Annotated in this window: 11 protein-coding genes; 5 read left to right on the plus strand and 6 right to left on the minus strand. The window is 36.5% G+C overall.

Annotated elements, in window-relative coordinates; translation table 11 throughout:
- The 5 genes from HW347_RS17605 to HW347_RS17625 form a co-directional block, all read left to right on the plus strand.
- Nucleotides 1-623, plus strand: a 623-nt coding sequence (locus tag HW347_RS17605; RefSeq protein WP_214613060.1) for a hypothetical protein, incomplete at its 5' end; no start/stop codon positions are given.
- Nucleotides 624-821: 198 nt separating this feature from the next.
- Entirely contained in the window at nt 822-1,343 is a 522-nt protein-coding gene (locus HW347_RS17610) for a hypothetical protein (protein WP_214613061.1), read from the plus strand.
- The gene (locus tag HW347_RS17615; protein ID WP_214613062.1) at nt 1,343-1,534 is read left to right on the plus strand and encodes a hypothetical protein; all 192 of its coding nucleotides are present in this window, start codon (nt 1,343-1,345) and stop codon (nt 1,532-1,534) included. The genes HW347_RS17610 and HW347_RS17615 overlap by 1 nt, the downstream gene beginning before the upstream one ends.
- A 304-nt stretch (nt 1,535-1,838) precedes the next feature.
- On the plus strand, nt 1,839-3,791 hold the full coding sequence (locus tag HW347_RS17620; protein ID WP_214613063.1) for a YgiQ family radical SAM protein: 1,953 nt from the start codon (nt 1,839-1,841) through the stop codon (nt 3,789-3,791).
- Between the two features lie 56 nt (nt 3,792-3,847).
- Entirely contained in the window at nt 3,848-6,034 is a 2,187-nt protein-coding gene (locus HW347_RS17625; RefSeq protein WP_214613064.1) for a B12-binding domain-containing radical SAM protein, read from the plus strand.
- Between the two features lie 117 nt (nt 6,035-6,151).
- On the opposite strand, the gene HW347_RS17630 is transcribed toward HW347_RS17625, so the two are convergent.
- The 6 genes from HW347_RS17630 to HW347_RS17655 form a co-directional block, all read right to left on the minus strand.
- Entirely contained in the window at nt 6,152-6,895 is a 744-nt protein-coding gene (locus HW347_RS17630; RefSeq protein ID WP_214613065.1) for a succinate dehydrogenase/fumarate reductase iron-sulfur subunit, read from the minus strand.
- Between the two features lie 6 nt (nt 6,896-6,901).
- Entirely contained in the window at nt 6,902-8,824 is a 1,923-nt protein-coding gene (locus HW347_RS17635; protein WP_214613066.1) for a fumarate reductase/succinate dehydrogenase flavoprotein subunit, read from the minus strand.
- 4 nt (nt 8,825-8,828) lie between these two features.
- Nucleotides 8,829-9,494: a succinate dehydrogenase cytochrome b subunit gene (locus HW347_RS17640; RefSeq protein ID WP_214613067.1), complete on the minus strand. Its 666-nt coding sequence runs from the start codon at nt 9,492-9,494 to the stop codon at nt 8,829-8,831.
- 454 nt (nt 9,495-9,948) lie between these two features.
- Nucleotides 9,949-10,425, minus strand: a complete 477-nt coding sequence (locus HW347_RS17645; protein WP_214613068.1) for a Dps family protein — start codon at nt 10,423-10,425, stop codon at nt 9,949-9,951.
- Nucleotides 10,426-10,584: 159 nt separating this feature from the next.
- Nucleotides 10,585-11,709: a glycoside hydrolase family 16 protein gene (locus tag HW347_RS17650; protein ID WP_214613069.1), complete on the minus strand. Its 1,125-nt coding sequence runs from the start codon at nt 11,707-11,709 to the stop codon at nt 10,585-10,587.
- A 186-nt stretch (nt 11,710-11,895) separates the two neighbouring features.
- On the minus strand, nt 11,896-12,603 hold the full coding sequence (locus tag HW347_RS17655) for a hypothetical protein (RefSeq protein ID WP_214613070.1): 708 nt from the start codon (nt 12,601-12,603) through the stop codon (nt 11,896-11,898).
- Between the last annotated feature and the right edge of the window lie 8 nt (nt 12,604-12,611).

The raw sequence follows: 12,611 nt of genomic DNA on the forward strand, positions 1-12,611 counted from the left end.
CTCAACGGTCCGGGCATGCCGCGACTTTAATTAAGGCTGTTTTGCTTTTGCCAACTTTACTACCTACTTTAGATAACTACACACAACTGGGCATATATTCCAGAAGTCACAGCAATCTTCCACTCGGGAGGCTGCGCCTTCCGGAAGATATACGCGGACCGTTGAGCTTAAGTTGGAACGATTCTTGTTTCAATAAATCTATGAGAAAATTAACAACCCTTTTTACCTTTCTTTTTGTTGCATTAATTTTTGGTCAGGAAAATCAAATCTCTGAATCCAACCTAATTGGACATTGGACTTCTGAACAAATTTTTGACGAAGATGATTCTATTATTACCATATACAAACGCGGTAAATTTAGTAATATAGGTAGTACTGGCATACAGTTTAAAACAACCGGCGAATATCTTATAACTTATTATTCAAGAAGAAAACCAATTGGTAGATGCGGAACTGGAATTCGTCGGAGTAACAAAAGTAATATTGGTTATTTTAGTTTGGATACTGAATTACAACAATTAAATCTTGATAGTTATGATACCGCACCAAGACTTAACTGGGAGGTTATATGGCTTGACGAAAACTCATTGGGCATAAAAAAACCTAAGCACAACAAAACCTAAACGTAATGCGGGGTTTAGGGCAAAACCGAAAGGTCTGTGTATATTTATGATGTCGCTAAATCTTATGGATTTAGCTTTGAAAAAGAAAAAATAAAACTAAACAATAAGCTTTAGCTTCGTGCTAAGACGGAAACGAAAGGTTTCCTTACTTCCGCACTACGCTTAGCTTAGGCGTTGTAACACATTTAGACCAAACTAATGTCTACTGCTAAAACAAAAACCTTTTCTCATATTAAATTCGGTTTTCGCGGGGAAGGGATTCTCTATAAACTGAATGGAAAGGAATACGAATTGTGGTCTACCTATGTTGGCGGAGTAAGAATTCATTTAGATGACTTGACTAAAACGAATTTAAATGAAAGTCAAAAGACCAAAATGTTTGCAGAAATTGTTCAATTCGTTAACCTAAAAGACAATGAAAAACCAATTATCTGCTATAATTCAGACTATCAAGACGCAGAATTATGGAAAAGACTCTCGACTCAATTCAGTTCAGAAATTGAAAGTGTAGAAATAAGTAATATTGAGCAAGACAATATTAATCTTTATAAAAATATGTCGGAAGATTTAAAAACTGGATTGGCTGAAATTAATATTAGAGGACTCAAAATAAAGTCGGTTAAAGATTTGGATAAACATTGGAACAAAATAAAATTTACCAAAAATGATTCGAATATTAAGATTTCGATTTGGGATAAATTAAAAGCTAAACTGAGTTAATGAAAAAAACACCAGAGTTAATTGAAGAAGCAAAAAAACACCCAAATGGATGGGTTTATGTTTTAGATAAAGAATACGAAGGTAAAGGCGAAGTACCTCCTGAATATATTAAAGGAGCTTGGAAAGTGAATGGAAATGGAATTATTGAAGGAGATTTTATGCCGAATCCAAAATATCATGAAAAAAACTAGAACGGAATAAAACGTGTTACAACAAAACCTATAAACAATACGGGTTTCGGGCATAGTCGTAGGGTTTGTGTATTTTTATAAAGTCCGCCAATTTTTTTGATTTGGCTAAGTGCTTAATCGGAAACGAAAAGTTTCCTTACTTCCGCACTACGCTTAGCCAAACCGCTGATGGCCATAACCTAAAGACCAAAATTTTCAGTTTTTCAATATTTCAAAAACTCTTTTTGAACTACTGAGCAAATTTATCCCGGTGGATTTAAGTATAGCCTTGCAAAACCCAATTTAACCGTATCTTTGCAACCATATGCAAACCAACAAACTTACAGATTGGCTACCAACTACGAACAAAGAAGTTAAAATTCGGGGTTGGGAGGAATTAGATGTTATTCTATTTAGCGGAGACGCTTATGTAGACCACCCTTCATTTGGGCCAGCTGTAATTGGTCGTATTTTAGAAAGTTATGGCTTAAAAGTGGCTATCGTTCCGCAACCAAGTGTGACCGATGATTTGCAAGATTTTACAAAATTAGGGACACCAAAATTATTTTTTGGCGTTACTGGTGGTTGTATGGATCCTATGGTAAGCAATTATACAGCGAGTAAAAAACGTAGAGATAAAGATGCCTATACACCAAATGGTGATAAAGGATTTAGACCTGATTATGCTACATCTGTTTATTCCAGTATTTTAAAAGATAAGTTTCCTGATATCCCAGTTTTAATAGGTGGAATTGAAGCTTCGCTGCGGCGGGTTACTCACTACGATTATTGGAGTGATAAGCTAATGCCAAGTATACTAGAAACTTCCAAGGCAGATATGTTGGTTTATGGTATGGGTGAACAACCTTTGCGAGAAGTGGTTAAGCTATTGCAAAAAGGAGTTCCTTTTTCAAGCTTAAGAACCATAAAACAAACTGCTTTTTTAGTACATAAAGATGAGTCCATTCCTAAAAATAAAAATTGGGAAGATGTAGAAATTGTATCGCATGAAGTCTGTTTAAAGGATAAGAAAAAGTTTGCCTCTAATTTTAAAATTATAGAGCAAGAATCTAATAAACTTAAAGCAAGACGAATTTTTCAAGGGGTAAAAGACAGAACGTTGGTAATCAATCCACCATACCCAACAATGACTGAAAAAGAAATTGATGCTTCTTTTGATTTACCCTACACACGGTTACCACATCCAAAATATAATAAGCGTGGGCCAATTCCCGCGTTTGAAATGATCAAGACTTCTATTAACATTCACCGTGGTTGTTTTGGCGGTTGTAGTTTCTGTACAATTTCAGCACATCAAGGTAAATTTATAGCTAGTAGAAGTAAAGAGTCTGTATTAAGGGAAGTAGACAAAGTTGCCAATATGCCTGATTTTAAAGGCTACCTATCAGATATTGGAGGGCCTTCTGCTAATATGTATCAAATGAAAGGAAAAGTACAATCCATTTGCGATAAATGTGTTGCTCCTTCATGTATTTCACCCGTAATATGTAGCAATTTAGATACCTCTCATAAACCGCTAACCGAATTATACCAAGCCATAGATAAAAATCCAAAAATAAAAAAATCGTTTATTAGTAGTGGTATTCGTCATGATATGTTGGTGCCTGAATTCAACAAGAATGCAGATCCAAAAGAATTAGATGATTATACGGAAGAGGTGATGACAAAGCATATTTCTGGACGTTTAAAAGTCGCACCAGAACACACGTCTGACCCGGTTTTAAAGTTGATGCGTAAACCTTCTTTTCAATACTTTCATAAGTTTAAAGAGCGTTTTGACAAAATCAATATTAAGAAGAATTTAAAACTTCAGCTTATTCCTTACTTTATTTCAAACCATCCGGCTTGTGAAGTAGAAGATATGGCTAATTTGGCTGCAGAAACCAAGGATATGGGCTTTCAGTTAGAACAAGTACAAGGCTTCACTCCTACTCCTATGACGGTTGCAACGGTTATTTATTATAGCGGTTATCATCCCTATACTTTAAAACCTACTAAAACCCCAAAATCCAAAGAAGAAAAAGATGAGCAACATCGTTTCTTTTTTTGGTATAAAAAAGGAAATAAAGATTGGATTAGAAACACCTTAAATAAGTTGGGCAGAAAAGATTTAGTAGATGTTTTAGTACCTGAAAAAGAGAATAAGACTTGGAAAAGCGTTAAACCTGTAGCCGTTAAAAACACGTTTGATGATGCTATTCCTTCCAGTCATTCACGTCAAAAAAGCAGTCATAGGTCTAAAAAGAAGAAACGTTAAATTATAGGCTAATTTCCTTACTAAACATAGCTCTGGCGTTATAATATGTTCCTATTTTGAAAGACCTTTTACTTATTACCCCACCATTTACACAACTAAACACACCGTACCCTGCAACGGCATACCTCAAAGGTTTTTTAAATACGAAAGAGATTTCTAGTTTTCAGTTAGACCTTGGTATTGAAGTCATTAATACGCTTTTTACTAGAAAAGAATTACAGTTTTTGTTTGATAGTGCTTTTGAAAACAAAACTATTGTATCAGAAAATTGTGAGCGTATTTACGGGTTGCGCCATGCGTATTTAAATTCTATAGAAGCGGTAATTTCTTTTTTACAAGGTAAAAACGAAACTTTAGCAAGACAGATTTGTACCGATGGATTTTTACCGGAAGCATCTCGTTTTAATCAGTTAGACGATTTAGACTGGGCTTTTGGTACTATGGGTATGCAGGACAAAGCTAAACATTTGGCTACCTTGTATTTAGAAGATTTATCCGATTTTTTGGTGGAATGTATCGACCCTAATTTTGGCTTTAGTCGCTATGCAGAGCGATTAGGGCGCAGTGCAAATTCTTTTGATGAGTTGTATGAGGCCTTGCAAGATGATTTATCTTATATAGACGAACTTACTATTTCTACATTGCACGAACATTTAACCAAAGTACAGCCCAAGTTGGTATGTTTTTCAGTCCCTTTTCCTGGAAATTTGTATAGTGCTTTTAGATGCGCAGAACATATAAAAAAAAATTTTCCTTCCATAAAAATTGCCATGGGTGGTGGTTTTCCTAATACCGAATTACGGTCTATTTCTGATGCGCGGGTTTTTAGTTTTTTTGACTTTATTAGTTTGGACGATGGAGAGTTACCGGTTGAATTATTGACTAATTATTGCATAAATAACTCAGAAACGGAGCTAAAACGCACCTTTTTATTAGAAAACGGTGTTGTTGTGTACAAAAATAATAGTACCAAACCAGATTATAAACATAGCGAAGTAGGCACGCCAGATTACTCAGACCTACTGTTAGATACCTATATTTCCGTAATAGAGGTAGCAAACCCTATGCATAGCCTTTGGAGCGATGGCCGTTGGAACAAATTAACCATGGCACATGGCTGTTATTGGGGAAAATGCACTTTCTGTGATGTTTCTTTAGATTATATAAAAATCTATGAGCCTGTTGCAGCCCGTATTTTGGTAGACCGGATGGAGGAAGTTATTGCGCAAACTAAAGAAAACGGTTTCCATTTTGTAGATGAAGCTGCTCCGCCATCTTTAATGAAAGCTTTGGCCCTAGAGATTTTAAAAAGGAATCTTAGCGTTACTTGGTGGGCGAATATTAGGTTTGAAAAAAATTTCACCCAAGACTTGTGTTTACTCTTAAAAGCATCTGGTTGTATTGCAATTTCGGGAGGTTTAGAAGTAGCCTCTGATCGGTTATTAAAATTGATAGATAAAGGGGTTACTGTTGAACAAGTAGCGCAGGTTACGCGCAATTTTACGAGCGCTAATATTATGGTGCATAGTTACCTAATGTATGGCTATCCTACCCAAACCGTTCAAGAAACGATAGATAGCTTAGAAATGGTCAGGCAGTTGTTTCAGTTGGGTATCATCCAATCTGGTTTTTGGCATCAATTTGCCTTAACTGCGCATAGTCCTATAGGACTAGCTCCACATGATTATGGTATTGTACCTACTTATGAGGATATTACTTTTGCCAATAATGATGTTCAGTTTAAAGATAATACCGGCATTGACCATGGTATATTTAGTTTTGGGCTAAAAAAATCGCTTTTTAATTTTATGCACGGTATTGGTTTTGATATGCCTATACAAGATTGGTTTGATTTTACTATTCCCCAAACTCAAATTGAACCTTATTTTATTGAAGATTCATTAAACACCCCTGTTGAATTTAAGGTTAAGCCTAACGCTAAAATTGTTTGGATAGGTGGCGAACCTAATTCCAACGTCATTACAAAAACAAAGCGAGGAAAATCTTGGGAGATGCTAAGCCTTACATTTTATGACAAACAAGAGACTATTGCCATTACACTAGAGTTAGAAGAAGGAACGTGGTTTTTAAACCAGCTTCCTAATCTTACGCCCTCGGCAGATGTTTTACCTTCTTTTAAAAGCTTAAAAACGAATTTTGAAAAAGACTTTGAGAATTTTGAACTTTTTTGGTTCTCTAAACCAATAAATCATTTAAAGGAATTTGGTTTGTTAGCGGTATAATTAAATAATATAGTAAACTACCTCGGGGCAAGCTCACAAGGCATTACATTGACAGAAAATTATTGATGGTTTTTCCTGAAATTGAACCGCTGATTTTCAAAATACAAGGTTATCATTTTAGTTTAGGATTTTAGACTTGTTATACTCGTAATTCATCCGCGCGATATTAAGTACTGAAATGTCTTCAGGACATTCTACCTGGCAAGCCTCGGTATTGGTGCAATGTCCAAAACCTTCTTCCTCCATCTGATTGACCATAGCCACTACCCTTTTTCTAGTTTCTTTTTTACCTTGTGGCAAAAGTTCTAATTGGGTAATCTTAGCACTTGTAAACAAAGCAGCACTAGAGTTTTTGCAACTTGCCACACAGGCACCGCAACCAATGCAAGCAGCGGAGTCAAAAGCAGCTTCTGCAATTTCATTGGTAATTGGTATGGTATTGGCCTCCGGAGCCTGCCCGGTATCTACGGACACATAACCTCCTGAAGTAATAATATGATCCAATGAAGAACGGTTGATTTTTAGGTCTCTGACAACGGGAAAAGCGGCTGCTTTAAAAGGTTCTACATATATGGTATCTCCATCCTTGAAAGAACGCATATGAAGCTGACAGGTAGTCGTATTTTTTAAAGGACCGTGGGCTATACCGTTAATCATAACTCCACATTGGCCACAAATACCTTCTCTACAATCATGGTCAAACTCTACAGGATGTTCTCCCTTTTTAACTAGTTTTATATTCAGGGTGTCCAGCATCTCCAGAAAAGACATTTCTTGGTGAACATCATCCAAAGTATATTCTTTAAATCCTCCCTTGCTTTGGCTATCCTTTTGTCGCCATATTTTTAAGTGTATTTTCATTCTCTTTTATTTATAGCTTCGCACAGAAGGTGTTACTGTTTCAAAAGTCAAGTTCTCCTTATTCAATATTGGTGTAGACGGATCCTTGTTCCATTCCCAGGCAGAGGAATAGCAAAAATTAGCATCGTCTCGTTTGGCTTCTCCTTCTTCGGTTTGATATTCTATTCTAAAATGTGCTCCGCAAGATTCTTCTCTCTGTAGCGCATCAACACACATCAGTTCCGCAATTTCCATATAATCCGCTACCCTACCAGCTTTTTCTAATTCGCTGTTTACTTCTGAAGCATCACCGGGTACAATAAGATTCTCCTTAAATTCTTTTCGTAATTCTCTGATGTTTTCGATAGCTTTTTCAAGACCTTCTTTAGAGCGAGATAAACCACATTTATCATAAAGTTCACTTCCCAATACCTTATGGAATTCTTCTGCAGTTTTGTTTCCCTTGGTAGCAAGAAACCCTTCCATCTGCTTTTTAACTGCCTCTTCTGCCTTGTCAAATTCAGGATGATTAATATCTGTTTTTGGATTCTTAATCTCGTCCGCAAGGAAATTCTGAAGCGTATAAGGCAAAACAAAATACCCATCTACACAAGCTTGCAATAGTGAATTAGCTCCCAACCGGTTTGCGCCGTGATCCGAAAAATTAGCCTCCCCTATGGCAAAAAGTCCTGGAATGGTAGTCATTAGCTCATAATCTACCCAAAGCCCTCCCATGGAAAAATGGGCAGCTGGAGAGATTTTCATCGGTTCCAAATAAGCATCTATGTCGGTAATTTTCTTGTACATCGAAAACAAGTTGCCGTAGCGTTCCACAATAACATCCTTTCCATATTCTTTTAGTGCCCTTGAAAAATCTAGGTAAACAGCATTTTTAAGCTCCCCAACACCCTTTCCTTCATCAATCTGTTCTTTGGCCGATCTGGAAGCTATATCCCTTGGCGCTAGATTCCCAAAAGCGGGATATTTGCGTTCCAAATAATAATCTCTTTCCTCTTCCGGAATATCGTTTGCTTTACGGGTTTCGTTTTTATCCTTCGGCACCCATATCCTACCATCATTCCGTAACGATTCGGACATTAAAGTAAGCTTCGACTGGTATTCCCCACTTTGTGGCAAACAGGTAGGGTGAATTTGTGTCCAGCTGGGATTGGCCATAAACGCTCCTTTTTTATGTGCCCGCCAGATGGCAGAAACATTACAGCCCATTGCCAATGTTGATAGGTAATAGATTTTACCAAAACCTCCGGTAGCGAGCACTACGGCATGTGCTCCGTGACGCTCCACATTTCCGGTGTCTAAATTTCTAGCGATAATCCCCTTGGCCTTACCGTCAATAAGGACAAGATCTAACATTTCGTGTCTTGCGTATAGGCTTACTTTTCCGGTATTGACCTGCCGCATTAGAGCTTGATAAGAACCTAATAATAATTGTTGCCCTGTCTGGCCCCTTGCGTAAAACGTTCTGGATACTTGAACACCACCAAACGAACGGTTCCTGAGATAACCACTATATTCCCTTGCAAATGGGACGCCCTGCGCGGTTGCCTGATCTATTAAATTAGCCGAACATTCTGCAAGGCGGTACGTATTTGCCTCCCGAGAGCGAAAATCACCTCCTTTAAGGGTATCATAAAACATCCTGAATACGCTATCCCCATCGTTTTTATAATTCTTCGCCGCATTTACACCACCCTGTGCAGCCACAGAGTGCGCCCTTCTTGGCGAATCTTGAAAGCAAAAACTCTTTACGTTATAGCCCATCTCCGCAAGTGAAGCAGCTGCAGAAGCTCCTGCCAAACCTGTTCCTACCACAATAACTTCCAGCTTTTTTCGGTTATTGGGACTAACCAATTTAGCTTTCTTTTTATAAGTGTTCCACTTTTCACTAAGTGGTCCTTCCGGTATTTTAGTATTCAAAGAATTTTTCATCTACTTAACGGTTTAGATAAATAAAAACAGGTATAATGATATAGCCCACAGTCATAATACCAGCGTATGCCATTCCTAAAAACTTTACTATTTTGGAATATAAAGGATGATAAAGCCCCAGTGTTCTATGTGCACTGAATACTCCGTGCAACAAATGGTATCCTAAAGCTATTATAGCTAAGACATATAATATAACGTACCACAGTTGGTCAAATGCGGCAATGACAAGCGTATATAAATCCTTGTTTCCATTTTCATCCAGAGGCATTTCTCCAAATTTGTAATGGTACCAAAAGTCTTTGAAATGTATAACCAAAAAGAGAAAAATAATACTTCCCAAAAACATCATATTCCGAGCGTACCATTTACTTGCTCTTCCCCGATTATCCTTGGCATAGCCCGGTCCATTGGCTTTTTTACTTTTAAGGCTCATGTAAATGGCATCTATGGTATGCAATAAAATGCACGCGTAGAGAACAATGGATATCACTTTTATAACAATATTACCTGCTAGCAAATGACTATACCAATTATACTGTAGCCTGGCCTCTTCTACTGGCAATAAAAGCTGAAGATTACCCAATAAATGAATGATAAGGAAAAAGGAAAGGAATAGGCCCGTTAAGGCCATCAAATTCTTTCGCGTCAATGCATTTTTAACGTACCACATTATGATATCATTTTTTATTTAGACTTGTCTATGACCGTAATCCCTATACTTTCCATCGCAATACCCCGAATAAAAAATACAATCAGGAAGAAAATACTTAAAGGTCTGCAACCCTTAGTTGTTAAAAGGTACACTAAGATATATGACCCTGGTCAAAAAGGCGAATTATGACACTAAAAATTCATGCTTTTAAATATGAAATTCGCAAAAATGGCAGTTATTTAATTTGAAGTCTTCTACGTCTTTATAAAACCTAAAAAATAATGGTGTTTTGTAATGTATTTATAAGTATTAAATCTGATTCTACTCTCTACTCATTATAACCAAGACGCTATTTCAGGCAGTAAAAATTAAATACACTTTCTCTATTCGAATTATTAGGACCTCTATGAAATAGAAAAAGCAAAAATCCAGCGAGATTTTTGCTTTTTTTATATGATATTTAAATGTAAACCTAACTTAGATAAGCAGTTAACATCCAAATTAATTTTTCTTGACCTGAAATCAAATCACTCATTAAAGAAGCTGTGCCTTCATCATTGTTATCGGAAGCAATCTCAAGAATATTTCGTTCTTGAAGTAATAGTTCGTTTAAGTTATCCAGTATTGAACTAACGGCAAGGTCTCCATCAGAAATGTTCTTAGTGACTCTAATAGTTTTACTTTCCAAATAATCATCAAAAGAGTGTAATGGTTTTTCTCCTATAGACAAAATACGCTCTGCAATTTCATCAACCACATCATTAGTTTCATTATAAAGCTCTTCAAACTTTTCGTGCAACATAAAAAATCTTCGCCCTTTAACATTCCAATGTAAACCTCTTAGGTTCATATAATAAATTTGAAAATCTGCTAAAAGAAAATTTAATTTTCCTGAAACATCCATTCTATAATCTTGGCTTAATCCTAACTTTAATTCTAAGGTTTCCATAATTGCTATGTTTTAAATTCGTTTAGTAAAACTACCCATTAGCTCCCCTGCCCATAGTAACTTGTGTTACATATCCCATAGATTTTACTTATACCCATATTGGGCCAAAATGAATTATAAAAACAACCGAGATTCTTTATTCTTAGGATGAGTTTAGTTTTACTTAACCGTTGGCTCCCACAATGATATGTAATCTACTAGCATGGAAGTAGGATAGTCTTCCGGATTTGGTGGGCCAGGAAAATTACCGCCAATAGCAATGTTAACAATTGGATACATTTCTATTTGACTAACAATAGCAGGATCACATACACTAGCCACTAGTATCCCATCTAAATACCACTTCACAAAATTATCTGTTTTCCAGACACCGTATCGGTGCCAAGCACCTGCTAAATCTTCACCACTGGGCTGTTTTACAGGTCCAACACCCTTGTTATTGTTTATCACAGTGCCATCACACTGTACCGATAAGCCAGGAGAGCCGTTTGGTCCTTTGAACCCGCCGCCCGATATAGACCACTGTCCATCATCATAATGATACGCCACAGGTATGCGGTCTGTATCATAAGGACCACCCAAAAATTCCCCACCAGGTCCTCGCACAAATTCCCAATCTATTTCGGTCCTGCGTTTACCATTGGCGCCTGTATCTTGAGGGCTATCGTAATACCTATGTAACAACCAAAACGCACCCCAAAATCCTGCAACTCCAGGTTCATACCAAATTTTGGCTTCTATATAGCCATCCTTATACGGAGTGGACTGTGCACCAGTTAGTACGCCGGAGTAATAATCCAATCCCGTAGTTTCTACCTGTGCAGGAGAATTTAGGCCAGCGGTTATAATTAGATTACTATTCCCGTCAAAATCAAAAGGGTTTGGTGCATTATGATCTCCATTAAGAACATCTGTATAATACTGACGCTCATTGTTTATTGTCACACTTGGTCCCCAAGGAAGTTTACTCTGCCATTTGTCTGCATTAGGCAACGTACCTGGAAGTTGGTTAAAATCGTCTTCAAATGTCAGAACATAAGTTGAATCTACATCGGCTGGTAACCTGGGATCTAAAATTACGGGTTCATTATCTGGCGTATCTAGATTATTTGCCACTGAATCTTGTTCCATTCCGTTATCCGGATTATTAACCACAGAATCCTGTTCCATATTGCCAAGAGCTAGGTCATTCTTGAATTCTTCTGAAGAATTATCTGAACAACTACTGAAAATGAAGAAGACAAGCAAAATGAAGATATTGAATCCTAAAACATTTTTTTTCATACTATTGAGGTGAGAAATAATTAAAAATATGAGTTTATAACAGTAGCTATATTGTTATTTTAGTTCAATAATTTGTGATTACAAGATTTGAATACATATGGAGGGAATAGTCATGTTATATTCATTTGGCATCTAGATACCGAACTCCCAAAAGTTGAATTAATATGTTGATTTATAGCTAAATAACTAATTAATAGTAAAACTGAACAACTCTGATGTTGATGTGTTATTCTTTTCATCATTTGTTTTAATCCTCCAATAATAAGTAGTTCCAGAAACGACATCTACTTCTAGATTAGAAACTGATTGCACTCCTTTATTTTCCAATTCTTCTTTATTCACTCCAAAAAAAACTTCATAATCCTTTATGTCATTATCAATATCCGTAGCCTCCCATTTAAGGGTTACGTTTCCAGAAATAGCTGTAAAGATTGAGTTATTCTCAGGAGTAATGGCTTCAGCAGAAAAAGGTACATGATTTACGATTCCTGGAGCGGCATTAAAAAATTGATATGTTTCACTTTTAGCAGTTTCTTGACTTTCCTGAGATTTTGATATTACGTACCACTCATAGCTTGTTCCTCTTTCAATGGTGATTTCATAGGAATTATCAATCAAATCAAAATTAGAAATTTCAACAGTTTCCTTATTAGTCAAAACCAATTCGTAAGAATCTGTATGTTCAGAAGCGTTCCAAAGAAAGGTTACTTTACTTTGGGTTTCATTTACAACTGTTCCTTCATTGCATTCTGTATTATTTTCAGGGAAAACTAAAAGAGCTGAAACAGGATCTTCAATTACATTTTGTGGCGGCTGTACTTCCGAAGAATCAGAATTACAAGAGGACAAAAAAATCAAAAATACAAGGGACAAAAGATTATACTTTAAATTCATAGAAGCGC

Source organism: Zobellia barbeyronii (assembly GCF_018603515.1).
GTDB lineage: Bacteria > Bacteroidota > Bacteroidia > Flavobacteriales > Flavobacteriaceae > Zobellia > Zobellia barbeyronii.